General features: G+C 64.7%; 22 protein-coding genes and 1 pseudogene. 10 read left to right on the top strand and 13 right to left on the bottom strand.

The annotated features are described in order from the left end of the window. The first annotated feature begins 70 nt into the window (after positions 1-70). A complete protein-coding gene (gene mreB / locus BBA01S_RS22440; protein ID WP_027818418.1) occupies positions 71-1,162 on the top strand; it encodes a rod shape-determining protein in 1,092 nt (363 codons plus the stop codon). 318 nt (positions 1,163-1,480) lie between these two features. Beyond that, positions 1,481-2,266 carry an alpha/beta fold hydrolase gene (locus BBA01S_RS22435; RefSeq protein ID WP_027818417.1) on the top strand — a complete coding sequence of 262 codons (786 nt, stop codon included), beginning with the start codon at positions 1,481-1,483 and terminating at the stop codon, positions 2,264-2,266. Between the two features lie 239 nt (positions 2,267-2,505). Here BBA01S_RS22435 and BBA01S_RS22430 read toward each other — a convergent pair whose 3' ends face one another. Further along, a complete protein-coding gene (locus tag BBA01S_RS22430) occupies positions 2,506-2,907 on the bottom strand; it encodes a hypothetical protein (RefSeq protein WP_027818416.1) in 402 nt (133 codons plus the stop codon). A gap of 395 nt (positions 2,908-3,302) precedes the next feature. On the opposite strand from BBA01S_RS22430, the gene gltA reads away from it, so the two are divergent. Further along, the gene (gene gltA, locus BBA01S_RS22425) at positions 3,303-4,604 is read left to right on the top strand and encodes a citrate synthase (protein WP_027818415.1); all 1,302 of its coding nucleotides are present in this window, start codon (positions 3,303-3,305) and stop codon (positions 4,602-4,604) included. Between the two features lie 305 nt (positions 4,605-4,909). Next, positions 4,910-7,180 carry an amylo-alpha-1,6-glucosidase gene (locus BBA01S_RS22420; RefSeq protein WP_027818414.1) on the top strand — a complete coding sequence of 757 codons (2,271 nt, stop codon included), beginning with the start codon at positions 4,910-4,912 and terminating at the stop codon, positions 7,178-7,180. Positions 7,181-7,221: 41 nt separating this feature from the next. Here the strand turns inward: BBA01S_RS22420 and BBA01S_RS22415 are convergent, their stop codons facing one another. Then, the gene (locus BBA01S_RS22415; RefSeq protein ID WP_027818413.1) at positions 7,222-8,268 is read right to left on the bottom strand and encodes an asparaginase; all 1,047 of its coding nucleotides are present in this window, start codon (positions 8,266-8,268) and stop codon (positions 7,222-7,224) included. On the opposite strand from BBA01S_RS22415, the gene BBA01S_RS42205 reads away from it, so the two are divergent. Further along, entirely contained in the window at positions 8,267-8,782 is a 516-nt protein-coding gene (locus tag BBA01S_RS42205; RefSeq protein WP_042297699.1) for a hypothetical protein, read from the top strand. The two genes, BBA01S_RS22415 and BBA01S_RS42205, sit on opposite strands and share 2 nt — an antisense overlap. A 148-nt stretch (positions 8,783-8,930) precedes the next feature. Further along, complete coding sequence (locus BBA01S_RS22400; RefSeq protein WP_027818411.1) at positions 8,931-10,091, top strand: porin; 1,161 nt, start codon at positions 8,931-8,933, stop codon at positions 10,089-10,091. 142 nt (positions 10,092-10,233) lie between these two features. On the opposite strand, the gene BBA01S_RS22395 is transcribed toward BBA01S_RS22400, so the two are convergent. Further along, entirely contained in the window at positions 10,234-11,799 is a 1,566-nt protein-coding gene (locus BBA01S_RS22395) for an MFS transporter (protein WP_027818410.1), read from the bottom strand. Between the two features lie 132 nt (positions 11,800-11,931). On the opposite strand from BBA01S_RS22395, the gene BBA01S_RS42200 reads away from it, so the two are divergent. Continuing rightward, the gene (locus tag BBA01S_RS42200) at positions 11,932-12,855 is read left to right on the top strand and encodes a LysR family transcriptional regulator (protein WP_042297698.1); all 924 of its coding nucleotides are present in this window, start codon (positions 11,932-11,934) and stop codon (positions 12,853-12,855) included. 39 nt (positions 12,856-12,894) lie between these two features. Here the strand turns inward: BBA01S_RS42200 and BBA01S_RS22385 are convergent, their stop codons facing one another. The 3 genes from BBA01S_RS22385 to BBA01S_RS22375 all read right to left on the bottom strand — a co-directional run bounded on the left by BBA01S_RS22385 (position 12,895) and on the right by BBA01S_RS22375 (position 15,278). Beyond that, positions 12,895-13,236, bottom strand: a complete 342-nt coding sequence (locus BBA01S_RS22385) for an FxLYD domain-containing protein (protein WP_027818409.1) — start codon at positions 13,234-13,236, stop codon at positions 12,895-12,897. Between the two features lie 159 nt (positions 13,237-13,395). Next, the gene (locus tag BBA01S_RS22380; protein WP_027818408.1) at positions 13,396-14,295 is read right to left on the bottom strand and encodes an NAD(P)H-binding protein; all 900 of its coding nucleotides are present in this window, start codon (positions 14,293-14,295) and stop codon (positions 13,396-13,398) included. Between the two features lie 98 nt (positions 14,296-14,393). After that, complete coding sequence (locus BBA01S_RS22375) at positions 14,394-15,278, bottom strand: helix-turn-helix transcriptional regulator (RefSeq protein WP_027818407.1); 885 nt, start codon at positions 15,276-15,278, stop codon at positions 14,394-14,396. 180 nt (positions 15,279-15,458) lie between these two features. On the opposite strand from BBA01S_RS22375, the gene BBA01S_RS22370 reads away from it, so the two are divergent. Continuing rightward, positions 15,459-16,694, top strand: coding sequence for a multidrug effflux MFS transporter (locus BBA01S_RS22370; protein WP_027818406.1), 1,236 nt, complete (start codon positions 15,459-15,461; stop codon positions 16,692-16,694). Between the two features lie 52 nt (positions 16,695-16,746). Here the strand turns inward: BBA01S_RS22370 and BBA01S_RS22365 are convergent, their stop codons facing one another. Beyond that, complete coding sequence (locus BBA01S_RS22365; RefSeq protein WP_027818405.1) at positions 16,747-17,862, bottom strand: alkene reductase; 1,116 nt, start codon at positions 17,860-17,862, stop codon at positions 16,747-16,749. Positions 17,863-18,054: 192 nt separating this feature from the next. Continuing rightward, entirely contained in the window at positions 18,055-18,657 is a 603-nt protein-coding gene (locus BBA01S_RS22360; RefSeq protein WP_042297697.1) for a rhomboid family intramembrane serine protease, read from the bottom strand. Positions 18,658-18,828: 171 nt separating this feature from the next. Between BBA01S_RS22360 and BBA01S_RS22355 the strand changes: the two genes are divergently transcribed. After that, the gene (locus BBA01S_RS22355; RefSeq protein ID WP_027818403.1) at positions 18,829-19,689 is read left to right on the top strand and encodes a MurR/RpiR family transcriptional regulator; all 861 of its coding nucleotides are present in this window, start codon (positions 18,829-18,831) and stop codon (positions 19,687-19,689) included. 118 nt (positions 19,690-19,807) lie between these two features. On the opposite strand, the gene ttdB is transcribed toward BBA01S_RS22355, so the two are convergent. The 3 genes from ttdB to BBA01S_RS22340 form a co-directional block, all read right to left on the bottom strand. Continuing rightward, a complete protein-coding gene (gene ttdB / locus BBA01S_RS22350; protein ID WP_027818402.1) occupies positions 19,808-20,416 on the bottom strand; it encodes a L(+)-tartrate dehydratase subunit beta in 609 nt (202 codons plus the stop codon). Then, positions 20,413-21,273: a L(+)-tartrate dehydratase subunit alpha gene (gene ttdA, locus BBA01S_RS22345; RefSeq protein WP_407668331.1), complete on the bottom strand. Its 861-nt coding sequence runs from the start codon at positions 21,271-21,273 to the stop codon at positions 20,413-20,415. The genes ttdB and ttdA overlap by 4 nt, the downstream gene beginning before the upstream one ends. Before the next feature lie 302 nt (positions 21,274-21,575). Then, positions 21,576-22,892 carry an MFS transporter gene (locus BBA01S_RS22340; RefSeq protein ID WP_027818400.1) on the bottom strand — a complete coding sequence of 439 codons (1,317 nt, stop codon included), beginning with the start codon at positions 22,890-22,892 and terminating at the stop codon, positions 21,576-21,578. A 176-nt stretch (positions 22,893-23,068) separates the two neighbouring features. Between BBA01S_RS22340 and BBA01S_RS22335 the strand changes: the two genes are divergently transcribed. Beyond that, positions 23,069-23,989: a LysR family transcriptional regulator gene (locus BBA01S_RS22335; protein ID WP_027818399.1), complete on the top strand. Its 921-nt coding sequence runs from the start codon at positions 23,069-23,071 to the stop codon at positions 23,987-23,989. Between the two features lie 120 nt (positions 23,990-24,109). Here BBA01S_RS22335 and BBA01S_RS22330 read toward each other — a convergent pair whose 3' ends face one another. After that, positions 24,110-24,871, bottom strand: a complete 762-nt coding sequence (locus BBA01S_RS22330) for an ABC transporter permease (RefSeq protein WP_027818398.1) — start codon at positions 24,869-24,871, stop codon at positions 24,110-24,112. Further along, positions 24,868-25,099 (bottom strand): annotated as a pseudogene (locus tag BBA01S_RS47620) (multidrug ABC transporter ATP-binding protein); the annotation flags it as partial. The pseudogene BBA01S_RS47620 and the gene BBA01S_RS22330, both read right to left, overlap by 4 nt.

The raw sequence follows: 25,099 nt of genomic DNA, 5'->3' as shown, positions 1-25,099 counted from the left end.
CGACGAAGCGCCGGGTTCGAATTCCGGGAGCGTGCCGCCGGCGCGCGCGCTCCTCATACACAACGACGACATGGCCCGAGCCACGCGGCAATCTTCACTTCTGCACACACTGTCCCGCCATGCCGAGCGCAACTCGGTGGCGGTCGACCTCGGCACGGCCAACACGCTGATCTACACGGCGGATCGGGGCATCGTGCTCGACGAGCCATCGGTCGTCTGCTTCGAGCGCCACGGCTTCAAGGGCAAAGGCAAGGCCGCTGACGCGAGCGTCGCCGCTGTCGGCGCGCAGGCGAAGGCGCTGGTCGGGCGCGCGCCGCAAAACCTGGAAACGGTGAAGCCGCTCTCGCACGGCGTGATCGCCGACTTTTTCGCGGCCGAGCACATGATGCGCCGCTTCGTTGCGATGGCGCGGCCGCGCCGCCTGCTGAGCCGCCGCTCGGCGTTCACGGTTTGCGTGCCCGGCGACGCCACGCGCGTGGAGCGCCGCGCGGTTCGCGAGGCGGCCTTCGCCTCGGGCGCGGCCACCGTGAACCTGATCGACGAATCGCTGGCGTCCGCGCTGGGCGCGGGTCTGCCTGTGGGCGCGCCGACCGGTTCGATGGTCGTCGACATCGGCGGCGGCACCACCGAAGTCGGCGTGATCGCGCTGGGCAGCGTGGCGCGCAGCGGCTCGCTGCGTGTGGGCGGCGACCAGTTCGACCGCGCCATCATCGAGCACGTGCGCAATCTCTACGGCGTGATCCTGGGCGAGCAGACCGCCGAGCACCTGAAAATGACCATCGGCAGCGCGTTGCACGGCGAACCCATCGAGCGCATGCGCGCGACGGGTCGCAGCGTCGAAGACGGCCTGCCGCGCACGGTCGAAATCACCAGCGAGGACATCGCCGACGCGCTGGCGTTTCCGCTGCGCCAGGTGATCGGCATGGTGCGCCGGGTATTCGAGAGCGCGCCGCCGGAACTCGTGACCGATATCGCCGATAGCGGCATCGTGCTGACCGGCGGCGGCGCGCTGCTGGGCCGCCTCGACCAGTGCTTCGCCGCCGAACTGGGCGTGCCCGTGCGCGTGGCCGACGCGCCGCTGACCTGCGCCGTGCGCGGTGCGGGGGCAGCCGCTGCGGGCGCCGTGCTGGCCGATCAGCCGGCGTTCAGCGCTTACGACTAAGCGCGTTTCGAAACGCAGCCGAACCGGCCCGAAGTCCGCCCGAAGTTGGCTTGAAGTTGGTTTGAAGTTGGCTTGAAGCCGACCTGAAACCCGCTGAAAGCCGCCGCCGAAAGTCAGGCCCGGCGAGGCGGGCGCGCTCGTGCGACAATACGCGCCTTTCGCTTTTCTTGTTACCCTGAATTACGTCGGGCGACGCAGCGTTGCAGTGTGGACGCCAGCGCCGTTCCTTCGTCAGCTTTCGTCAGTCATCATCCAGCCGTGAATCAAGCCGTATTTCCCGCTCCCGGGTCGTTCGTCGAACTGCCCGGCGGGCAGCCCATGCCATATGTCGAAACCGGCAAGGGCGAATTGCTCCTGTTTATCCACGGGTCGCTTTGCGATTATCGCTACTGGCAGCCGCAGCTCGCGGGCCTGGGCGAGCACTATCGTTGCGTCTCCGTGAGCCTTACGCATTACTGGCCCGCGCCCGGCGGCGCAGCCAGCGAGCCCTTCAGCTGGAGCCGTCACGCCGACGAGATCGCGCAGTTCATCGACGCCTTTGGCGCGGGGCCGGCGCACGTGATCGGCCACTCGCGCGGCGGCTCGGTCGCGTATCACTTCGCGCGCCGCTATCCGCAGCACCTGCAGTCGCTCACGCTCGCCGATCCGGGCGGCCCGGTGCAGCAGCCCGGCCAGAGCCTCGCCAAGCTGCCCGAGACGGTCAACGCGCTGCGCGCCCGCGCCGTGCAACTGATCGAAGCGGGCGACGTGAATGGGGGGCTGGAGCTGTTCGTCGATTCGGTGAGCCGTCCCGGTTTCTGGGCCAAGAGCACGCGTTCGTTCCGCCAGATGGCGATCGACAATGCGCACACGCTGGGGCCGCAGTTCCTCGACCCGCTCGCGCCGTACACGCGCGAGGAAGCCGCTGAGGTGACGTGCCCCGTGCTGCTGATCGACGGCGAGCTGAGCCCGGTGATGTTCCAGCGCGCCGCTGCGGCACTGGAAGAGTGGATGCCCGACGCGCGCCGCGCGACGGTGGAGGGCGCTTCGCACGGCATGAATCTCGCGCGGCCTGGTGCGTTCAACGATCTGATCGATCATTTCGCGAGCGGCCACGGACGCTGAGGCGTCAATCAGCCTTTGATGGCAGTTGGCTAGCGGCCGCGTCATGCGGCCGTTTTCATCTGCCTGTCAATGCGTAGCATTCCGAATTAATCTGCGCGCAAAAAAAGCCGCACAAATTGCGGGAAATATTGAAAAGCCGAAGGGCAGGCAAGTCGCCCGGCTGGCGCAAGGTGCGCTCAACCGGGCAACACGGCAACAGGTCAGGCGATGCTGGATCGCCTTGCCGCGCCAGGCCGGGCTTAGTCGCGGCCGTGTGCGTGCGCGTCGAGCTTGTTCTCGGCGGCTTCGCCAACGAGACCCGCGTAGTACAGGTGCACGCCAATCGCGAGCGAGTCGTTGCGGATTTCGTGGAAGGCCTTCCATGCCTTCACCGGATCCTTGAACACGAGGTAATGCGCTTCCTGCGAGACGAGGCGGGCGACCTGGTGCAGGCCGTGACCGTTGAGCGCATGGACGAGCTGGTCGAGGCTGCGGTGCGTGCGCGCGTCGGTGCGCGGGTAAAGCATGTGGAGCACCGCCACGCGTTCCGAGGCGAGAGCCGCCGACAGCGCGACGACGATGTCCTGGTGATTGAGAGCCGTAACGACGGCGCCCTCTGCAAGTTCGTCTTCAGCGAACAGGGTGTCGATCGAAATGTTCATCTGTTCTTTCCTTACGTTTTGCGTACAGCGCGTGTGGCCTAAGTAAAAAAGGCCCGCCAAAAGGAAGGCGGGCCAAAGATGCATGCCTGACAGGGGAAGTCAATGACATGTGACGCAGTATCGCAGATACGGAGCGTCGATGTTGCGCTGCACTGGCAAAATATTGTTGCACAAATCGGGATTAAGGAAGCTGCAAGCATTCAATGTTGTTGATCCGAAGAGGCATTGTTGCTGGTCTCGCTATCAATCGATGGTGCGGCGCGGCGTAAAATGCGGCAAGTGGTCGCAGTGAAGCCGCACCGGAAAGGCACCGTGCAGCGCTGCGTCTTGCGAAGTAACGGTGCTTGAGTGCCACTTGAGTGCCACTTAAGTGCAATTGAATGCAAGGACAGGAAATGATCGACTCGAAGACCCACGCCACACTCACGATCCCCGGCCACGCTGAAGGCGTCCAGCTGCCGGTCTACAAGGGCACGCAAGGCCCGGACGTGATCGACATTCGCAAGCTGTACGGCCAGACCGGCATGTTCACGTACGATCCGGGCTTCATGTCCACGGCGGCGTGCAACTCGGCGATCACCTATATCGACGGCGACAAGGGCGAGCTGCTCTATCGCGGCTACCCGATCGACAACCTCGCGCAAAACGCCGACTTCCTCGAAAGCTGCTACCTGCTCCTGAAGGGCGAACTGCCGACGCAAAAGCAGAAGGACGAGTTCGTTGCGACCGTCACGAACCACACGATGGTTCACGAGCAGATGCACTTCTTCTTCCGCGGTTTTCGCCGCGACGCGCACCCGATGGCGATTCTGGTCGCCGCAGTCGGCGCGCTGTCGGCGTTCTATCACGACTCGCTCGACATCAACGATCCGCAGCATCGCGAAGTCTCGGCCGTGCGCATGATCGCGAAGCTGCCGACGCTGGTGGCGATGGCCTACAAGTACACGGTTGGCCAGCCGTTCGTGTACCCGCGCAACGACCTGTCGTACAGCGCGAACTTCATGCAGATGATGTTCTCGAACCCGGCCGAGGAGTACAAGGTCAACGACGTGCTGGTGCGCGCGCTCGACCGTATCCTGATCCTGCACGCCGATCACGAGCAGAACGCTTCGACCTCGACGGTGCGTCTGGCGGGTTCGTCGGGTGCGAACCCGTTTGCGTGCATCGCAGCTGGTATCGCCTGTCTGTGGGGCCCGGCGCACGGCGGCGCGAACGAAGCCGCGCTGAACATGCTCGAAGAAATCGGCTCGGTCGACAACATTCCGAAGTTCATCGAGCAGGTGAAGGACAAGAACTCGGGCGTGAAGCTGATGGGCTTCGGTCACCGCGTGTACAAGAACTACGATCCGCGCGCCAAGCTGATGCGCGAAACGTGCCACGAAGTGCTCAACGAACTGGGCCTGCACGACGACCCGCTGTTCAAGCTCGCGATGGCGCTGGAAAAGATCGCGCTGGAAGACGAATACTTCGTGTCGCGCAAGCTGTACCCGAACGTCGACTTCTACTCGGGCATCGTGCAGCGCGCGCTGGGCATTCCCACGGCCATGTTCACCTGCATTTTCGCGATGGCGCGCACGGTGGGCTGGATCGCGCAATGGAACGAAATGATCGGCGATCCGGAACAGAAGATCGGCCGTCCGCGTCAGCTCTTCATCGGCAACACGCCGCGTGAAGCCAAGCCGATCGCGCAACGCTAAAGCAACGCTAGCAACGCTAAATCCAACCGATTCGCTCACGCGCAATCATGATCGCCATGCCACGCATCGACGCATAACGTTGTGACGAGCGCGCGCGAGCCACGAGCCTGCGCGCAGCGATCGACGGGCGCCCGCACGTTTTACCGTGCCGGCGCCCGTCATTTTTTCCGGGGCATTTTTCCACTGAGTCGGGCGATGCCTGGCAGGGATTCGCGCGAACCGCTGCATAGCCACTACAATCGTCCGGACGAGGCACCAAGATGTACCGATCAGGCAATGGTTGAGCGTTAGAGAGGAGGCATTCAATGCAGGATCCTGAAACACTCGGCGGCGTCACGCGTTCCAGCGGCGTCGATCATCCCGACTCATCTCCCGATGGCGCTTTCATCGCGCCGGAAACCCCCGAAGTCGCCAGCGCCGACCAGCACGTGCTGAAGTCGGGCGACACCTTCATCGTCAACGACCCGCTAGGCGACATCACCGGTATCGACGACGGCCTGTTCGTCAACGATACGCGCGTGCTGTCGTCGTTGCGCCTCACGTTCGGCGGGCGCGTGCCTTCGCTGCTCTCGGGCAGCGTGAGCAGCGACAACACGGCCTTCACGGCCCACCTCACCAATCGCCCGTTGCCGCCGCTGGGTGGCACGAGCACGCCCGAAGGCGTCATTCACGTCGAACGCGAGCGCGTGCTCTCGGGCACGATGATGACCGAAGCCATCGAGCTCACCAATTACGGCACGCAGGACGCCGTGGTGCCGCTTTCGGTGTCGTTCGCCAGCGACTTCCGCGACATGTTCGAAGTGCGTGGCCTCAAGCGCGCGGTGCGCGGCGAACTCAAGCCCCCGCGCATCGAAGGCAATGCGGTGCGGCTCGAATACATCGGTCTGGACAAGGTCGCGCGGCGCGTGCGCATCGAGTTCTCGCCGAAGCCGGACAAGCTGCTCGCGGATCGCGCGGACTTTTCCGTCGAATTGCCCGCGCAGGCGTGCGTGTCGCTCTACCTGACCGTGGCAATCGAGGTCGAGGCGCTCGAAGGCGTCGCGCCCGATGCGCCGAGCGCGGGCATCATCAAGCCGCGCCATTGCCTCGCCGATTCGAACGGCCAGAGCGTGGGTCGTGCAGCCGTGCGCGCCGCGCTGGTCGATGCGCACATTGTGATGCGCGAGCGCCGCCGCCAGACCGCACGCGTGCGCTCGAGCAATCCGCTCTTCAATTCGTGGATCAACCGCTCGATTGCCGATCTCGGCCTCCTGACCACCGACCTGCCGACCGGCCCGTATCCGTATGCGGGCATTCCGTGGTTCTCCACGCCGTTTGGCCGCGACGCGATCATCACTTCGTTGCAGACGCTCTGGCTGCAACCGGCGCTCGCACGCGGCGTGCTGCGCTTTCTCGCGGCGCATCAGGCGCGCGAGGATTCGGCGTTCCGCGATGCGGCGGTCGGCAAGATCATGCACGAGATGCGCAAGAGCGAAATGGCCGCCACCGGCGAAGTGCCGTTCGCGCTCTACTACGGCGGGGTGGATTCCACGCCGCTATTCGTGGTGCTGGCGGGCGCTTACGCCGAGCGCACCGGCGACATGACGCTGATCGACGAACTCTGGCCCGCGCTCGAACGCGCGGCCGCGTGGGTCGCAGGTGTTTGCGACCGCAACAAACTCGGCCTGCTCGATTATCGGCGCGAGTCGGAAGGCGGCCTTGCGAATCAAGGCTGGAAAGACAGTCACGATTCCGTGTTCCATGCCGACGGTCGCTTTCCCGATGGCCCGATCGCGCTGGTCGAAGTGCAGGCCTACGCGAGCGCGGCCTTCGAAACGATGTCGAAGTTCGCCACGCATCGCGGTCTCGTCGAAGAAGCCGCGCGTTACGCGGGCCGCGCCGCGAAAATCCGCCGTTGCGTGGAGGATCGCTTCTGGATGCCGGAGTCGGAGTTCTACGGCATTGCGCTCGACGGTCATGGCGAACTCTGCCGCGTGCTCGCGTCGAACGCGGGGCACCTGCTCGCCTTCGGGCTGCCCGATTACGAGCGCGGGCGCGCGGTGGCGGGGATTCTTGAATCGGCGCTGTTCCATACGGGCTGGGGCGTGCGTACGCTCGCGGCGGGCCAGGCGCGCTTCAATCCGATGGCGTATCACAACGGCTCGGTCTGGCCGCATGACAACGCGTTGTGCGCGCGCGGTCTTGCGCGCTATGGACGCAAGGAAGCGGCCGTGCGGCTGCTGCAGGCCCTGTTCGAAGCTGCGGTGACGTTCGATATGCGCTTGCCGGAGCTGTTCTGCGGCTTCCCGCGACGCCGTGGCGAGCCGCCGACGGCGTATCCGGTCGCGTGTCTTCCGCAGGCGTGGGCGGCGGGCTCGCCGTTCATGATGCTGGAGGCGTGCCTGGGCGTGAGCATCGACGCCGCGCGCCACGAGGTGCGCGTCGAGCAGCCGATGCTGCCCGAAGGCATCGACTGGCTCGAAGTGGGGCATCTGCGCGTGGGCAATGCGTCGGTGACGCTCACGTTCCGCCGCGTGGACGGCAAGGTCGTGGCGTCGGCGGATCGCAGCGACGTGAAGGTGGTGGCGGTGCTGTAACGCGGCGCTTCGCGTTGCTTGAGTTGCTCAATGCGCGGCGATCATGCCCTCAGCAGATCGCCGCGCACTTCCAGATAGCCGGTTTCGACGCCCATCGTGTTGCGGATGGGCGGCCTGTCGAACGCGCGCAGTGCGGCCCGTTGTTCCGGCGTGCCAATGTCCAGTTGCTGCAGCACCGCCGCGACGATCGCATAGAGCGCGGTCAGGTTTCCGTCTTCCACTTTCACGGCGATGCCGATGGCTTCGTCGGCGTTCTTCAGCGCGCTCTTGCGCACGCCAATCGCATAGCTGCCGTCCGCGCCCACCTTGCCGACCAGCGCGCCGCCAAACGCACGCATCAGCGTCGTGCAGAAGCGCTGCTCGCCCGCGACCAGTTCCGGATGCGTGGTCATCGCGCGATAGATATGCGCGAGTGCTTCACCGCGCGCGTCCTTTGCGTCGCCGTCCGCCGCCTGTGCGAGCTTTGCGTAAAGACGCGCGAGCCGATCGAGCGGGAAGGCCGGTGTCGGCAGGTTGCAGCCGTCGATGCCCCATTGCACGCCATCGTCGGGCAGGTCGCAGACTTCGGCGACGGTGTGCTTCACGCGCAGTTGCAGGGGATGGCCGGCTGCATGGTAGTCGTCGATGGGCGCACCCATCGCGCGCGCTGCCGCCAGCATGCCTACGTGCTTGCCCGAGCAGTTGCTGCACGCGGGCGTGGGCTCGAAGCCGCGCTTGATCCAGTCGCGCCAGACCGCATCCGAGAGGGGCGCGTGGCCGCCGCAACGCATCGCCGATTCGTCCACGCCAACTTTTGCAAGCATGCTGCGCGCGCGCTCGATATGACGCGGCTCGCTGCTGTTCGAGCCGCACATGAGCGCGAGGTCGCCGTCGTCGAAGCCGAAGCGCTCAAGCGCGCCGGTCGCGATGATGGCCAGCGCCTGCGCGGGCTTGGCGGCCGAGCGCACGAGCGTGAGCCGATGCGGGTCGTTGAATGCGTGCAGCATCTTGCCGCCTGCGTTCGCGACGGCGATATGGGCGCGATGCGTGCTCTCGACGATGCCGTTGCGATACGTGACGGCTGCAGTTTGCGAAGCATCGAAGGTCATGGCGTGTCTCCCTGAGCCTGGCGGCCCGATTGTCGATTGTCTTGTCGTTCTTGCCGATACCGATACCGATACCGCGCATTCTAGCTTCAATATGTGGCGGCATTCGTCATTCGAAATCCCCGCGAATTTCCATCGCGCATTTGCGATGTTCACAACCATTCAAATCGATGCGAAATCGATGGCTTTCATTAAAACATTTCATTTTCTTTACGAAGCCGTCTTATTCGCCGATTTATTGTGTTTCATGCGCGCTTTTGGGGCGGCATTGCACTGCATAAGCGCTGCACGCGCGATCTCGTGCACCTTCATTTACACCTTGATTTCCAGCATGGATCGCGAGGTGTTCTTTTGGCGCAACGCCGGTTCAATTTCAACGCAATTTTTATTTTCGAAGCCTTATGATGCGCGTGATCGTATTTTCTTCCACGCGGCGCGACGTCACGAGCGTATTTGCCTGCGAGCCAGCCTTGTCAGTGAATGCAAGCGCAGGCGGGCATTGCATTGTCCGCAATAATCGCTCGTCATTATCGGGGCGTTGCGCAATTGACGTGCTTTACGCGCCATTCGCATGGATCTGCGAATGGCGTGCGCGCAGCGGCACGTGTCACGTGGAAAGCGTATTCGATTCAATGAATTAACGCCCAAACTCGGAGCCATAAAACATGAAAAAATCGCTAATCGCCCTCGCACTCACTGGCGCGTTCGCAGTTTCCGCTCACGCGCAGAGCAGCGTGACGCTGTACGGCCTCATCGATACCGGTCTCGTCTACACGAACAACCAGATGGGCCACAGCAACTGGCAACTGAATAGCAGCTCCACGCAGAACACGGTGTTCGGCCTCAAGGGCACGGAAGACCTCGGCGGCGGCCTGAAGGCGATCTTCAAGCTTGAGCAGGGCTTCATTCTCAACAACGGCGCACAGGCCTTCTCGGGCGACATGTTTGGCTCGCAGGCGTGGGTCGGTCTGCAGACGGATCAATACGGCACGGTCACGTTCGGCCGCCAGTTCGACGTGATGAACGATCTCGTCGGCCCGATCTCGGCGTCGTTCAATACGTGGGGCGGCAGCCTCGCGGCGCATCCGTTCGAGAACGACAACCTCGCGGCGAATTCGGTCGTCATCAACAATTCGGTCAAGTACGCAAGCCCGACGTGGTACGGCGTGACGTTCGAAACGATGTACTCGTTCAGCAACCAGGCGGGTAACTTCGCGAACAACCGCTCGTACGGCTTCGCGGTGTCGTATGCACAAGGCCCGATCAACCTCGCGGCCGGCTACCTGCAACTGAACGACGCGGGCAGCGGCAGCGGCGCGGTCACGACCGGCGACACCAGCGCGAACTTCGTCGCGCAGCGTCAGCGCATCTGGTCGCTGGGCGGCAACTACACCTACGGCCCGGTCACCGCCGGCCTGCTGTGGAGCCACTCGCAGATCGACAACGCTTCGGGCGTGTTCTCGTTCGGCACGGGCACGTACCTGGGCAGCGGCGACGACTCGGCAGGCTCGCTCGCGGGCTCGCTGCGTCTGGACAACTTCGAAGCGAACGTGAAGTACGCGATCACGCCGGCATGGTCGGTGTCGGGTGCCTACACGTACACGCACGGCGCGTACAACGGCTCGAACCCGGGCTGGAACACGGGCATGATCCAGACGGACTACGCGATCAGCAAGCGCACGGACTTCTACCTCGAAGGCGTGTACCAGAACGTCCACGGCGCGCCGCAAGGCTCGGTGCTCTCGCACGCGATGATCAACACGCTGTCGCCGTCGTCGACCGATACGCAGGTCGCGGTCACGGTCGGTATGCGTCACGCGTTCTGATCGACGGTTGCGGTCGATGGATGGGCGAAGTCTTCGCATGATCGTCGCCTGACTGTCACCTGATCGTTGTCTGAAGACGGGCTCGCTGTTGTTCGGCGAGCCCGTTTTGTTTTTTGTTGCGGGCGCAACGAAGCTTCATGCTTCAGGCCTCACGCGCATCGGCGAGCAGCTTGACGGCTAGCGCCGCAACCAGCGCAAAGCCGCCGCTGAGCAGCAACGCCCACGAAAAGCCCTGAGCGAATGCAAGCGGTGCGGCGTGCGAGAGCACCTGCACGACCGGCGCATCCAGCGCGTGCAGCGCGTCCGCCAGATCGCCTGCAAGCAGGCTCGCCATGAAGTGCGTATCAACGGCGCGCGCGGCGGCCGGTGACGCCGCGACGAGCTGCGCAAGTGCGTCGTGCGTGCGCAGCGCGAGCACCGCGCCCAGCACGCCGACCGACGTGACGATGGCCGCGAAGCGCGTCGTCGTGCTGATGCCCGAGGCCATGCCGGTGCGCTGCGGCGGCACGCACGCCATGATGGCCTTCTGCGTATCGCCGTTCATGATGCCCGCGCCGGTGCCTGTTACGAGCATCGCGAGCGCGACATATACATAGTGACCGCTTGCCGCGCACGCCGCCGTCGCGAGATTGCCAAGCCCGATCAGCGCGAGACCGGCGCTCAGCACGCCGCCCGTCGCAAAGCGCCGCGAAAGCTTTGCGCCGAGCGTCGGCCCGACGATCATCGCCATCGCGAACGGCAGCATGCGCAGCCCCGCAGCCAGCGCGGAAAAGCCGAAGGCGATCTGGAGATAGAGCGGCAGGAACGTCATCATGACCTGCGCGCAGGCCGCATAGCCGAACATCGCCAGCAGTGCGCCGACAAAACGCGCGCGGCCGAACAGCGCGAGGTCGATCATCGGGCGCGCCTGCCATCGCTCGGCGCAGACGAACGCGGCCATCAGCGCGGCGCTCGCCGCGACCCGGCCGAGCGTGGCCGCCGAATCCCAGCCATGTGCCGGAATGCCGATCAGCGCCCACACGCCACACGCGAGCGCCGCCGCGAACAGCAGGCTGCCGGGCGCATCGATGCGCTTGGCGTGCGGATCGCGCGATTCGTCAATCGCGATCCACGCACCGACACCGAGCGCGAGGCAGATCGGCGGATTCATCAGGAAAATCCAGCGCCAGCCGGCCCACTGCGTGATGGCGCCGCCGATCCATGGCGCGAGCGTCGTCGCGATGCCCATGCACATGCCCCAGGTCGCCCAGGCGCGCTCGCGGGCCGGGCCTTGCGCGAAGCGGTGCGCGATCACCGAAAGCGCGGCGGTGAGCAGCAGCGCGGCGCCCACGCCCTTGACCGCGCGCGCCGCGATCAGCCACGCCGCCGACGGCGCCGCGCCGCAGGCGAGCGACGCCAGCGCGAATAGCACGAGACCGCCGAGCAGCGTGCGGCGGCGGCCGAAGCGGTCGGCGAGGCCGCCTGCGGGCAGCAGGCAGGCCGCGAACGCCGTCATATAGGCGCTCACGACCCACTCGATCTGCGCGAAGCTCGCATGGAACGAATGCGCGATCGACGGCAGCGAAACGGCGACGACGTTGGTGTCGAGCACGATCACGGCGCAGGTCGCCGAGGCGACCGTGAGCGTGATGTTCGGATGGCGCTGCGAAAAGCTCGCGCCGGGCGAAGCGGTATCGACGGGGGCGCTGGAAACGGAGGGTTCGGACATGAGAGCGGGAGTCAAGCACAGCAGAACGAAGATCAAGCCCGCATCGTCGCATCATCGACGGTTCTCAGTCATTGCCATAAAATAGCGATTTGCTTCGCAAAAGTAACAAGTAACAAGTAACAAGTAACGATCATGAGCCGTATCGAACTGCGTCACCTGCGGGCGTTCCTGAGCGTGGCGCGCCATCTGCACTTCGCGCGCGCCGCTGAGGAGCTCGACATGGCGCCGCCTGCGCTCACGCGGCATATCCAGGAAGCCGAGCGCCATCTGGGCGCGCGGCTTTTTCATCGCTCGCGCAGCGCGGTGTCGCTGACGGCGGCGGGCGAGGCCTACCTGCCCGAAGCGGCGGCGGCGCTGGAGCATCTGCAACGCGGCGAGGAGCTTGCCGCACTGGCGGCGCGTGGCGAGGCGGGGCGCATCGTGGCGGGTTATGTGTCGTCGGCGGTGTATTCGGGCGCGTTGCAACGCTCGATCGGCGAATTTCGCGCCGCGTGGCCGCGCGTGGAAGTCAGCGTGACCGAAGTCGCGATGGACGACGTGGGCCGCCGCCTGGAGGCGGGGTTGCTCGACATTGCCTATGTGCGGCCGCCGCTCGCGCTGCCGGATTCCCTGCGTTTGTCCACGCTGCAACGCGACGCTTTCGTGGCCGCGGTGCCGGCCGGGTCGGTGTTCGCCCAGAGCGAGACGCTGCGTGCCGCCGATCTCGCCGAAGCGAGCTTTGCCGTGCCGGAGCAGGAGTTCGGCACGCTCGAACTGGCGCGGCGCGGGCGCTTCGTGCCGCGTATCGCGGCGCGCCCGGGCGGGTTGCTGGCGGTGCTGGCATGCGTGTCGGTGAACGGCTGGGTGGCGGTGATCCCCGATGCGCTGGCGGGCTGCGTGACGCTGCCGGGCATTGTCTATCGCCCCATCGCGGGCAAGCCGATTACGTCGGAACTCGCACTGGTTTATCGCAAGCATGAAAGAGCGCCCGCGGTGCGGGCGTTCCTGCGGCTGGTGGCGCGGGGGAAGCAGGGCGCGCCCGTGGCGGATTCCCCGCTCCAGGCGCCATCGGCCTGACAAGTGCTTGAGGCACTTCAGGCACCTCGGACTGCGCGGTCAAGACGTCTTGACCATCGCCACGACCGACTGATCGTAAGGCACCGTCGTGGGCGCGCGAAAGCGCCAGTGCTGCCCTGGCGCGATGCCGGCGCCGCTCACCGAAGTCGTGCCCAGGATCTCGCCCTGGGCATTGAGCAGATTGATGGTGATGGTGGCGTTGTCGATCCGTGTGCCGGACGTGTTGGTGGCGATCCCGCTGATGTAGCCGGTGACGCCGCCCGGATCGACGACGCCGCGCAGATCGCTCAGTTGTAGCGCGCCTTGCGCAAGGGCCGAAATGGACGCCAGCGAAGCCATCGAGGCCAACGCCAGCGCGCCCGCGAAAAAGACTTTCCTCATGACAATTTTCTCCCGTTTGGTTGATAGGGCGTTCCATTGAAGCGCACGAACGGGCGCTGACATATGAGGAAATTCCGAGAATGCGGGCGAGGTTGACAGCGCAGGGATGCGGCCGGGTGCCCGTGCGCGAGCGGCGCGCACCGCCGCTTCCCGGCGAGATCACCGTGTCGCGATGAGGGGCCGCAGCGCGTCGATCAACCCGGTCGTGCCGTGGCAAACCGTGCCTGCCGGTTCGACGTCGACCAGGCCGCCTTCGTTGCGGGCGTCGTTGGCCTTGATCAGCAGGTCGGCCAGGGGGGCGTTCATGACCCGCTCGAATGCGTCCTTCCATTGCGAGCGAGGCACGGCGCGAACGTCGATAGCGCGGCCCAGCAACTGTCCCAACGCTGCCGCGACGTCCCTGGCGCTATATCGGCGCGGGCCTTCGGCGTGGACGATCTCGACGTCCCTGTCGTCTTTGTCTTTGTTGTCCTTTGCGCTTGCGGGCCGCAGCCAGAGATCCGCTGCGATGCGTCCAAGATCCGGCGCCGATATCGTTGGGCAGGTCATGTCGAGCGGCTCCTGAAAGCTCGGCAACACGCCGGACGCCATGGCCGCAGGCAACGCTCGCCCCCAGTTCTCCATGTGTTCCGCCGAACGCAGGATCAGCTTCTGACCCTGGAGCTGGCCAAGCCGCGCCTCGAAAGCGCGAAACAGCGACGGCATGCCGATGTCATGGGCCACGTGTGCGCCATAGTCGGACACGGCCAGAATACGCATTGGACGCGTCTGTTCCAGCGCGTTCGCGAGGCTCTCGATCGTGTGGCGCATGTCCAACGCGGTGTCCCTCGCGCGCGGGTCGGACGGGAGGATGACCTGCACGCCGCTCGCGTCTCCGATGGCCGTCGCAAGGCCTGCGGCGTCGTGCAGATCGGCCACCGCGATGTCACAGCCGATCTCGCGCAGCCGATTGCCTTTTGCCGCATCGCGCACGATACCTCGCACCGGCAAGCCCGCTTTGCGCAGCGCCGATGCCGTTGCATACCCCACTTTCCCAGTCGCTCCAACGATGGCGAACATGTTCGATTCCCTAGTCGCGTGGCAAGAACGCCAAGGCTAGGCAATCGGGCGACGGGCTTCGCGCAGGTTCGGACGCCCGTTTGCAGAATCGGGCGGATTTATCGACGCGGACGGGCGATCTCGCCTGGCGTCTGGCCGAGTACACGGCGCATCGTCGACGTCATGTGGCTTTGGTGTGCAAAGCCGGACGCGAGCGCGATCTCGCTCGCGGGCGTCGTGGTCGTCGCCAGCAGCATGCGGGCGTGTTCGGCGCGGCGGCGGATCACGTATTGATGTACGGACTGGCCCGTGCTGTTGCGAAACAGGCTCTTGAGGCGCGTGGCGCTGAGGCCCGCAAACGTCGCCAGGCTGCCGATGTGCAGCGACTGGTCGAGGTTGCGCTCGATGAACTCGGTCAGCAGGCCCAACTGACGCGTGGACATCCTGGGTGTGCGTGACCGTTCCAGGAGCGCGTGCTTGTCCATGATGCCGTGGGCGTCGCTGGCCGCATCGAACAGCCGGATCACGAGCGCGCTAGCAAGATGATCGATATAGAGCGGATCGGATGGCGTATCCGCCTCCAGTTCGGTCTTGATCGCCCAGCCGATTGCCTCGATGCGCGTATCGCGAAGCTGGATCTGCGGGATCAGGTCGATGCTGGACGCATCCTTGCCCAGATCCGTCGCGACCCGATCGAACAGCGACTGCGGCAGCGCCAGCCGCAGGATCCGGCACTCCGCATCGTCTTCCCACGACGAATCCATGCCTGCCGGCACGAAGCCGATATCGCCAGGCTTTTGCAGGCGGCGCAGGCGCTGGCCGTCGCACTGGCAATCCGCATTGACGGGCGGCCCGTAGTGCAGGCCGAGTCTGTGCATCTCGCCGCCCGGAACATGGGTCAGGCCGCGCGGGACGCGCACGAGCGCGGCGTCCAGTCCGCTCCATCCTCGTCCCGCGCTTGAAAAGAGCACTTCGGGTTCCAGCAGGGGCGATGGCGCAGTCATGGTCGGGCGGCCTCCGAATTGGGGTATCCAGTCGTTATTCAAGACGCCTGGCGCGCAAAACGCAAATCAGGCGATGCTGCCCTGAATGGCAGGCGCTCGCGTGTCAGTCCCCAACGCGCTTGCACCGGTTTGTCCAACTCTTGCTAGTATGGCGGCCGAATTCGCCATCCCGACGTACTCATGAGCCACGAAAGCCTCGACCGCACCCTTGAACTGCCGCGCGCATCGAACACGCCAGCTTTCCTGCTGGTGCTGATCTGCCTGTTCGCCTCGGCGGGTCAATTCGCCATCGACGTGTATGTGCCCGCATTGCCCGCGATGGCGCATTACTTCTCCACCTCGTCGCAGGCGATCCAGTCGAGCGTTTCCGGCTACATGGCGGCGTATGCGCTCGGGCAACTGGTGTTCGGCCCGATCGCCGATGCCTACGGGCGCAAGCGCGTGCTGGCAGGCGGGCTGGTGATCTACACGATCGGCTGCGTGCTCTCGCTGGCCGCGCCCAATATCGGCCTGTTCCTGGTGGCGCGATGCCTGCAAGGCTTCGGGATCTCGACCACCAACCTGCTCGCGAAGGCGATCATCACGGATTCGTTCACCGGCATGGCGCTGGTGCACGCCTTCACCTATATGTCGATCGCGTGGGGGCTGGCGCCGATTATCGCGCCGGTGATCGGCGCGCATTTGCAGACGTGGTTCGGCTGGCAGGCGTGTCTCGTGTTCCTGCTGGCCTGTTCGGTGGTGATGTGGGCGTTCCTGTGGCGTTATCGCGAAACCTTGCGCCAGCCCGTGCATCTGGAGCCGCGCACGCTCATGAACAACGCGCGCAAGGTGCTGTCGAGCCCGGTGTTTCAAAGCTGCTTTCTCGCCCAGGGGCTGTGCTACAGCATCCTGCTGGTCTTCAATATCGTCGGGCCGTTCATGGTGCAGGGTACCTTGCACAAGCCGCCCACGTTCTTTGGCTACCTCGCGCTGGGCATCGGCATGATGTACTTCCTGGGCGGCCTGTCGAATCGCGTGCACGGCCCGAAACTGCCGACGCCGGAGCAACGCCTGCGCATCGGCACGCGCCTCATGGCGGTCGCATCGATCGCGATGCTGGTGCTCTCGCTGACCGTCGGCCTGCGGGTCTGGACGCTCGCCACGCCGGTGCTGCTGATGGGGTTCTGCGCCGGGGCGATGTATCCCACCTTGATGGCCAAGGGCAATTCGCTGTTCCCGCATATTGCCGGGATGACGAGCGCGATTCTCGGCTGTGCGCTGCTGCTCGTGTCGTCGGCCATGATGGCGCTGGCGGGTTTCGTGTCCGTGCAGTCGCTCACGCCGCTTGCGGTGTTCTTCGTGATTCTTTCGCTCGTTGTGAGCGCAATGGTCGGCAAGCTGCTGCGGCACCTTGAGCAGGGCAGCCCCCACGCTTGACGGCCTGGATTGCCGTCGACGCGTTGGGGCGTCTGCCCATGCAACTCAACAATTACGCTTCAAGCGTTTCCTCCGACCACGCCGGGTAGTCCGTATAGCCGCGCGCGTCGCCGCCGAACAGCGTGGCCGGGTCGAGTTCGGCGAGCGGCCAGTCGTTGGCCAGGCGCGCCGGCAGGTCAGGGTTGGCCACGAAGGGCCGGCCGAAGGCGACCAGATCGGCGTAACCCTGCCCGAGCACCCAGTTCGCTTTCGCGACGTCGTAGCTGCCCGCGACGATAATCGGCCGCGTAAAGCGCGCGCGAATATCGCGGCGGAACGCTTCGGTGAATTCGGGCGCATCGTCCCAGTCCGCTTCGACCAGGTGCAGGTAAGCGATGCCGCGCGATTGCAGGAAGCTTGCGGCTTCAAGCATGGTCGGCAGGATGTCGGGGCAGGCCATGCCGCGCGCGGTGAGAAACGGCGCGAGCCGGATCGCGGTGCGTTCGGCGCCGATTTCACCGGCAATCGCATCGATCACTTCACGCAGGAAACGCAGGCGGTTTTCGCGCGAGCCGCCGTATTCGTCGTCGCGCTGATTCGAGGTCGTGCGCAGGAATTGATCGATCAGGTAGCCGTTCGCGCCGTGCACTTCCACGCCGTCGAACCCTGCTTCGCGTGCGCGTCGCGCGGCGAGGCGGAAGTCTTCGACGATCTGCCGCACCTCGGCGGTCGTGAGGGCGCGCGGCGTCGGGCAGTCGACCATCGCGCCCACGCCGGTGGCCGGGTCGACCTTCCAGATCTGTCCTTCGAACGGGATCGCCGAGGGGGCGACCGGCAGCGCGCCGTCGTGGAAGTCGGGATGCGACATGCGGCCAACGTGCCAGAGCTGGAGGAAGATCGTGCCGCCTTCGGCGTGGACGGCGTCGGTGACGAGACGCCAGCCCGCCACCTGCTCGTCGTTGTAGATGCCGGGCGTGAACGAATAGCCCTTGCCTTGCGGCGAGATCTGCGTCGCCTCGGTGACGATCAGGGCGGCGCTTGCGCGCTGGGCGTAGTAGCGGGCGTTGGTGGCATTCGGCGTGTCGCCGGGCTGCGTGCTGCGCGCGCGGGTCATGGGAGCCAGCGCGACGCGATGGTCGAGCGTGCGGCCGTTGAATTCAATCGGCGTGAACAAATGACGGGTGGACATGTTGGGCAACTCGTTTCGTTGAGATGTCCGCCATTCTCTGGCCGCAGTGCGGGTCTGCGAATACGCCCCGACGTTGAAAGATTATTCAGCCCGGTTTGAAAATCGAATCCGCGCAATGCTGTGCGCCGCTTGTGAGTGCTTGTGAGTGCTTGTGAGTGCAGGCGGGGCGGCCCGGAATCGTTCACAAAGCCGCTACGCAGACTTCTGGTGAAATAACTTCGCCGCGAAAATGCCGCCTGCCAGGCCGCCTAGATGGCTTTGCCAGGAGACGCCCGGCGTCAGGGGGAGCACGCCATAAAACATGCTGATGCCGTAACTGCCTGCGACGAAGAGGGCGATGAGCGTAGGGACGAACTTGCGGCTATAGAAGCCGTAGGCGATGAGATAACCCGCGTAGCCGAAGACGACGCCGCTCGCACCGATGTGTACCGAATACGTCGCGCCAAATAGCCATGCGCACAGCCCCGCACCTAGCATCCCGCCGATTGTGGCCTGCCAGAAGTGGGCGATGCGCGGCCACATGCACAGCCAGCCGAGCACCAGCAGGCCAGGCGTATTCGACATGATGTGGAGAAAGCTCGCGTGCAGCCATGGCGCGAAGAGGATGCCGCGCAGGCCGCTGAACGTGCGCGGCACGACGCCAAGACGGTTGAGATGTAGGAACGGCAGCGCAACCGATAAGAGAAACGTCACCCACATCGAGCCGACGAACAGCCCGAGCAGGACGACGCGCGCCTTAAGCTGCTCGAAGAGCGAACTGCGGGTGGCGCCGGAGGATGAGGTGATGACGGGCATGCGCGATTGGGGAGTCAGTTTGCGCCAGAGCGCAGGGACGATGCATGGCGGAATGTAGCGAATACGCGGCGGGAGAGCAACTCACCAGGACAACCCATAAACGGCAACACCCCGCAACACCAGTGGTAACATTTGTTGTCGTCCACTGTCCGGTTCCTTCCGCCCATCGACATGCCTGAAAGCTTCGATCAGCTCGCCGCGCTCATTCGCGCGCGTTTCGCCGAACTGAGTCCGCAATTCCAGACCGGCGCGGCCTTCCTGCTCGACCATCCCGACGAAGTCGCCGTGTCGTCGATGCGCAAGGTCGCGGAGCGCGCCCAGGTGCAGCCCGCTTCGCTCGTGCGGCTCTCGCAACAGCTTGGCTTTCCGGGCTGGAACGAGTTGCGCGACCTGTTCGTCGCGCGCGTGCGCACGCGTCCCGAGCCGCTGTCGAGCCGCGCTCGCTCGCTGGTTGCGGGCAGCGCGAAGGATGCGCTCGCACGCGACCTGCTCACCGCGCAGCAGCACAACCTGGACGCCAGCTCCGCGCACAACGCACGCGCGATGGTCGAAGCCGCGCGCGTGCTGAAGAAGGCCAGACACGTGCACGTGGCGGGCTTCCGTTCGTGCTATGCGGTGGCGTTCGGCCTCGTGTACGGCTATCGCCTGTTCAGGCCGGCGGTGTCGCTGCTCGGCGGCGAGGCGGGCACGCTGGAGATGCAGTTGCTCGGCATCGAACGCGATAGCGCGACGATCGTGGTCAGCTTCGCGCCGTATTCCGTCGAGGCCGTGCGCGTGGCCGAAGCCGCGCTCGAAAAGGGCAGCAAGCTGATCGCGATTACCGATAGCGCCGTGTCGCCCATCGCGCTGAACGCCGAAAAGGTGCTGATTTTCACGCACGAAAGCCCGTCGTTTTTCCCGTCGCTGGTGGCGGCGACGGCGCTGGCCGAATCGCTGGTCGCGCATCTGCTGGCGCTGGAAGGTTCGGGCGCGGTGGCGCACCTGGAAGAAGCCGAACGCTCGCTCAATGCGCGCGGCGCGTATGTGCCATGACCGTGTCCTGATCCCGACGCGAAGCACAAAAAAAGCGGCGCCGTGCATCCACACGGCGCCGCTTGTGCATGGTGCGAAGATTTCCCGCTCGAAACCCCGCACAGTGCCTTGAAGGGACTCACTTGATAAAGCTGAGTTCCTTGCTGATGCGATCGAGAATCGGCTTCTTCTTCTCGTTGAACACGGTCTTGTTCTGCTGGATCAGGTTATTGCCTTTGGTGTCGATCGAGATGATCAGCGGCCCGAATTCGCGCACGCGATTGATCCAGAGCGTTTCCGGCATGCCCAGATCCTGCCATTCGGCGCCTTCGATTTCCTCGACCAGCGTGGCCGCGAGCACTGCGCAGCCGCCAGGGAAAATCGCGTGCACGGCCTTGTGCTCCTGGCAGCCCGCGGCCGTCTCCGGCCCCATGCCGCCCTTGCCGACGATCAGTTTCACGCCCGTCTGCTCGATGAACTCGCGCTCGAACTTCTCCATGCGCATGCTGGTCGTCGGGCCGATGGAGACCATCTCGAAGCTGCCGTCGTCCTTCTTGCGCACGATCGGGCCCGCGTGAAAGATCGCGCCGCCTTCCAGATTCACGGGCAGTTCGCGGCCCTGTTCGATCAGGCGGCGGTGCGCCACGTCGCGGCAGGTGACGAGCCGGCCCGTCAGGTAGACGACGTCGCCGACGTTCAGATCCTCAAGATCTTCGGACTTGATGGGAGTCGTAAGCACCTTCTTCACAGCACCACCCCTTCGTGGGAAAGAATTTCGTAGGACAGGTCGGCGTTGATGCGGATCTTGCCGCGACGATGCGCCCAGCAGCCGGTATTGATGGCCACGCCGATGGTGGACGGATGGCGCGCCGACGATTCGATGTTCACGCCCATCACGCTGTGGTTGCCCGTGAGACCTTGCGGGCCGATGCCGACTTCGTTGAGGCCCTGTTCGAGCAGTTCTTCCATCAGCGCCGCGCGCGGGTTGTCGCTCTTCGAATCGACGGGGCGCAGGATCGCGAGCTTGGACAGTCGCGCCGCTGTTTCCACCGACGTCGACACGCCCACGCCAACCAGCAACGGCGGGCAGGCGTTCACGCCGCGTTCGGTGATCACGTCCATGACGAATTCGGCCACGCCTTCGTAGCCCTGGCCCGGCATCAACACCTTGGCCGCGCCCGGCAGCGTGCAGCCGCCGCCCGCCATGTAGACGTCGATCGTGCAGCTGTCTTTCTCCGGCACGATGCGCCAGTCGAGCCAGGGAATCTGCGTGCCGGTGTTGGTTCCCGTGTTCTTTTCGTCGAAGGTCTCGACGGCGTTGTGGCGCAGCGGGCCGAGCTTCGTCGCGCCTTCGGTCGCGCCGCGCAGGATCTCCTCAAGCTCGCCAAGCAGCGGGAAATGCGCGCCCGCTTCGACGAAGTACTGGATCACGCCGGTGTCCTGGCAGCTCGGGCGGTTAAGCTTGTCGGCGGCTTCCTGATTGCCGTGCATGGAGTCGTAGACCGACTTCGCGAGCGGGTTCGTCTCCATCGTGCGAAGTTCGGACAGCTTGGCCTTCACGTCCTTCGGCAGGCGCTTGCCGATATAGGCCGTGAATTTGGCCATCGTGTCGGTCAGGGACTGGATACTCGATTCCTTGTCCACGATTTCTCCTGATACTGTGACTGTGGGGTGAGTTGGCAGATCGCCAATGCGCGACGTCTTCGGGTCGGTCAAAAGCATTCGATCTGTGAGCACTTTACCTAACTGAAAACGCTGTAACCGGGCCGAAATTCAATCCATCTTTGATTAGAAGTTAAAGATTGAATCGCCGTGATCGGCTTGTGAAAATCGCCGCCGTAAACGACAGAAGGAGTGCCGCGTGGGCACTCCTTCTGCATTCCTGAATACTGCGTCTTAAAAATCGATCAGTGGTCGTGGCGAACCTGCGTCATGACGGCATCGGTGCTTGCGCGCCGGCTCAACAGCAGTGTCACGATAGACGACACCGCCAGCGTCGCCGCGACGACGTAAAGCCCCGCCGCATAGCTGCCTGTTTCGTTTTTCAGCCACCCGATCACGGCCGGCCCGACGAAGCCGCCCAGGTTGCCGAGCGAATTGATCATCGCAATGCCTGCCGCCGCGCCGGCGCCGGACAGGAACATGCTCGGCATCGCCCAGAGCGGCGCTTTTGCCGCGCTGATCCCCACGTTCACGAGCACGAGTGCGCCGATCACGAACATCGCGGTCGTCGCCTGTCCCGCGAAGATGAAGCCGACGCAGGCCAGCACGCAAGGGATGATGACGTGCCAGGTGCGCTCTCCCGTGCGATCCGAACTGCGCGCCCACACAATCATCGCCAGCATCGCGACCAGGCTGGGCACGCCGTTGAGCAGGCCGGTCTCGAACGCGCTGAAGCCATATTGGCGAATGATGAGCGGCGCCCACAATCCGAGCGTGTACAGGCCCGCCGACGTGCCGAAGTAAATCAGCGCCAGCGCCAGCACGCGTGGGTCGCGCAGCGCGCTCAGCGCACCCGCCGTGTGTCCCGAGTGGCTGGCGCGTTCGCTCGCTTCCTTTTGCAGCTTTGCGATGAGCCAGCTGCGTTCGTCTTCGGCGAGCCATGTGGCTTGCTTCGGGCTGTCGGTCAGGCGGCGCAGCACGACGAAGCCCAGCACCACCGCAGGCACGGCTTCGATGACGTAGAGCATCTGCCAGTCGGCCAGGCCCAGCACCGAGGGCAACTGCATGATCGCGCCCGAGATCGGCGAGCCGATCGCCGTGGACAGCGGAGCGGCGGCCATGAACCACGCGGCGGCCACGGCGCGCTGGCGGGCCGGGAACCACAGGCTCAGGTACAGGATGATGCCGGGGAAAAAGCCCGCTTCGGCGACGCCCAGCAGGAAGCGCAGCACGTAAAAGCTTTTCGGGCCGATCACGAACGCCGAAATGCCGGAAACAATGCCCCACGTAATCATCACGCGCGCGATCCAGATGCGCGCGCCCACGCGGTGCAGGATCAGGTTCGACGGCACTTCGCACAGAAAGTAGCCGATGAAGAACAGGCCGCCGCCGAGTCCAAATGCGCTCGGCGACAGGCCAATCGCCTTGTTCATCGACAGGGCGGCAAAACCCACATTGACGCGATCGAGAAAACTGACGAAATACAGCAGCATGACGAAGGGAATGATTCGCCACATGAGCTTGCGCGAGACGCGCGCTTCGAGTTCGGGATGAGTCTGCATATGTCTCCACCTTGGGGAAGGCGCCCGTTTTGTTCTGGAATGGTCGGGCGCCGTGCGTGAGTGTCCGGTCTCGTCACTTCATCTGAGTGCTTGATGGGAGGCACTTTACCGAACCTGGAGTGCTGTAACCGGTGCTAGACTTAATCCATCATTAACTTGAACTTAAAGATGGCGCCGTGACTGAAGTGGTCTCCCCAGCCGATCTCGGCTTCTTTTCGACGCTTGCGGCCTGTGGCAGCCTGAGCGCCGCCGCGCGCGAACTCGGCCTCACGCCTGCCGCGGTGAGCAAGCGCCTGACCCAGATGGAGCAGCGCGCGGGCGTCACGCTCGTCAACCGCACGACGCGGCGCATGCTGCTCACGCCCGAGGGCGAGGTGTATCTGGAGCACGCGAGGCGCATCCTCGACCAGGTCGAGGAACTAAGCGAGCTGCTCGGCAGTTCGCGGCGCAGCCCGACCGGTTTGCTGCGCGTGAACGCGACGCTCGGCTTCGGGCGCAGCCATATCGGCCCGGCGATTTCGCGCTTCGTTGCACAACATCCTCAGGTGTCGGTGCAGTTGCAGTTGTCGGTGACGCCGCCGCCGTTCACGGACGACAGCTTCGACGTCTGCATCCGCTTTGGCGAGCCGCCCGACGCGCGCGTGATCGCGCGCCGTCTTGCGGCGAACCGGCGTCTGCTGTGCGCCGCGCCCGCGTACCTGGCGAAGCACGGCACGCCCGCGTCGCCGCACGAACTCGTGCGTCACAACTGCATCGGCATTCGTCAGGGCGACGAAGCGTATGGCGTGTGGCGGCTCACGGCGGAGCGCGGTGCGAACGCGAAAAACGAGGCGATTCGCGTCAATGGCAACCTGACGACCAACGATGGCGAGATCGCCGTGAAGTGGGCGCTCGAAGGGCACGGCATCCTGATGCGCGCGGAGTGGGACGTGAAGGACTACATCGCGGACGGCCGTCTCGTCGTCGTGCTGCCCGAGTACCGCACGCCCGGCGCGGATATCTACGCGGTCTACGCGCAGCGGCACCAGCTTTCGACGCGCGTGCGCGCGTTCGTCGATTTTCTGAGCGCGGAGCTGGCGCGCGCTGGCGGCGCGTGATTGGCGGCGCGTGATTGGCGGCACGTGATTGGCGGCACGTGATGGCCGCGCTGTAATCGAAAAAAAACGGGACGCGGTTTTGAAGCCGCGTCCCGTTTTCGTATGGGTGCCGATAAACCGTCAGTTCTTTAACCGGTAACCCGTCTTGAAGATCCAGGCGGTAATTCCGACGAACAACGCGAGAAACGCCGCCGTCATGCCAAGGCTCACGCCCACGGCAACGTCTGCCAGGCCGTAAAAGCTCCAGCGGAAGCCGCTGATCAGGTACACGATCGGGTTGAACAGCGTAATCACCTTCCACGCGGGCGGCAGCATATCGACCGAATAGAAACTGCCGCCAAGAAACGTCAGCGGCGTGATCACGAGCAGCGGCACGATCTGCAGCTTCTCGAAGTTATCGGCCCAGATGCCGATGATGAAGCCGAGCAGGCTGAACGTGATCGCCGTCAGCAGCAGGAACAGGATCATCCAGAACGGATGCTGAATCTGGATCGGCACGAACAGCGCGGCGGTGGCGAGGATGATGAGCCCGAGCAGCACCGACTTGGTCGCCGCCGCACCCACATAGCTGATGACGATTTCGACATACGACACCGGCGCCGACAGCAACTCGTAGATCGTGCCCGTGAAGCGCGGGAAATAAATCCCGAACGACGCGTTCGAAATGCTCTGGGACAGCAGCGACAACATGATGAGCCCCGGCACGATGAACGCGCCGTAGCTCACGCCGTTCACTTCCTTGATGCGCGAGCCGATCGCCGAGCCGAACACGATGAAGTACAGCGAAGTCGAGATCACCGGCGCGACGATGCTCTGCATCAGCGTGCGCCGCGTGCGCGCCATTTCGAAGCGATAGATCGCGCGGATTGCGTGGATATTCATTTGGCGCTCACCTTTGCCTTGCCGTTGTCCGCGAGCGCCGCATCCTTGCCGACGAGGCTCACGAAGATGTCCTCCAGCGAACTCTGGCTCGTCTTCAAATCCGTGAAGCCGATGCCCGCGTCGCCCAGGCTCTTGAGCAGCGCGATGATGTCGTTGCGTTCGTGTTCGGCGTCGTAGGTGTAGGTGAGTTCGGTTCCGCCATCGGCCAGTTCCAGGTTCCAGGCAGCG

Source organism: Paraburkholderia bannensis NBRC 103871 (assembly GCF_000685015.1).
Classification (GTDB): domain Bacteria; phylum Pseudomonadota; class Gammaproteobacteria; order Burkholderiales; family Burkholderiaceae; genus Paraburkholderia; species Paraburkholderia bannensis.
The sequence above is the reverse complement of the archived record's forward strand: the minus strand, read 5'-3'. Positions and strand labels throughout refer to the sequence as shown.

Coding starts and splice junctions, on each gene's coding strand:
- BBA01S_RS22370 (WP_027818406.1), top strand. CDS start 15,459: ATGAGCCACGAAAGCCTCGACCGCACCCTTGAACTGCCGCGCGCATCG.
- BBA01S_RS22330 (WP_027818398.1), bottom strand. CDS start 24,871: ATGAATATCCACGCAATCCGCGCGATCTATCGCTTCGAAATGGCGCGC.
- BBA01S_RS22385 (WP_027818409.1), bottom strand. CDS start 13,236: ATGAGGAAAGTCTTTTTCGCGGGCGCGCTGGCGTTGGCCTCGATGGCT.
- BBA01S_RS22340 (WP_027818400.1), bottom strand. CDS start 22,892: ATGCAGACTCATCCCGAACTCGAAGCGCGCGTCTCGCGCAAGCTCATG.
- BBA01S_RS22415 (WP_027818413.1), bottom strand. CDS start 8,268: ATGACCTTCGATGCTTCGCAAACTGCAGCCGTCACGTATCGCAACGGC.
- BBA01S_RS22395 (WP_027818410.1), bottom strand. CDS start 11,799: ATGTCCGAACCCTCCGTTTCCAGCGCCCCCGTCGATACCGCTTCGCCC.
- BBA01S_RS22380 (WP_027818408.1), bottom strand. CDS start 14,295: ATGTTCGCCATCGTTGGAGCGACTGGGAAAGTGGGGTATGCAACGGCA.
- BBA01S_RS22400 (WP_027818411.1), top strand. CDS start 8,931: ATGAAAAAATCGCTAATCGCCCTCGCACTCACTGGCGCGTTCGCAGTT.
- ttdA (WP_407668331.1), bottom strand. CDS start 21,273: ATGGCCAAATTCACGGCCTATATCGGCAAGCGCCTGCCGAAGGACGTG.
- BBA01S_RS22375 (WP_027818407.1), bottom strand. CDS start 15,278: ATGACTGCGCCATCGCCCCTGCTGGAACCCGAAGTGCTCTTTTCAAGC.
- BBA01S_RS22355 (WP_027818403.1), top strand. CDS start 18,829: ATGCCTGAAAGCTTCGATCAGCTCGCCGCGCTCATTCGCGCGCGTTTC.
- BBA01S_RS42200 (WP_042297698.1), top strand. CDS start 11,932: ATGAGCCGTATCGAACTGCGTCACCTGCGGGCGTTCCTGAGCGTGGCG.
- gltA (WP_027818415.1), top strand. CDS start 3,303: ATGATCGACTCGAAGACCCACGCCACACTCACGATCCCCGGCCACGCT.
- BBA01S_RS22420 (WP_027818414.1), top strand. CDS start 4,910: ATGCAGGATCCTGAAACACTCGGCGGCGTCACGCGTTCCAGCGGCGTC.
- mreB (WP_027818418.1), top strand. CDS start 71: ATGGCCCGAGCCACGCGGCAATCTTCACTTCTGCACACACTGTCCCGC.
- BBA01S_RS22430 (WP_027818416.1), bottom strand. CDS start 2,907: ATGAACATTTCGATCGACACCCTGTTCGCTGAAGACGAACTTGCAGAG.
- BBA01S_RS22435 (WP_027818417.1), top strand. CDS start 1,481: ATGCCATATGTCGAAACCGGCAAGGGCGAATTGCTCCTGTTTATCCAC.
- BBA01S_RS22365 (WP_027818405.1), bottom strand. CDS start 17,862: ATGTCCACCCGTCATTTGTTCACGCCGATTGAATTCAACGGCCGCACG.
- BBA01S_RS42205 (WP_042297699.1), top strand. CDS start 8,267: ATGGCGTGTCTCCCTGAGCCTGGCGGCCCGATTGTCGATTGTCTTGTC.
- BBA01S_RS22360 (WP_042297697.1), bottom strand. CDS start 18,657: ATGCCCGTCATCACCTCATCCTCCGGCGCCACCCGCAGTTCGCTCTTC.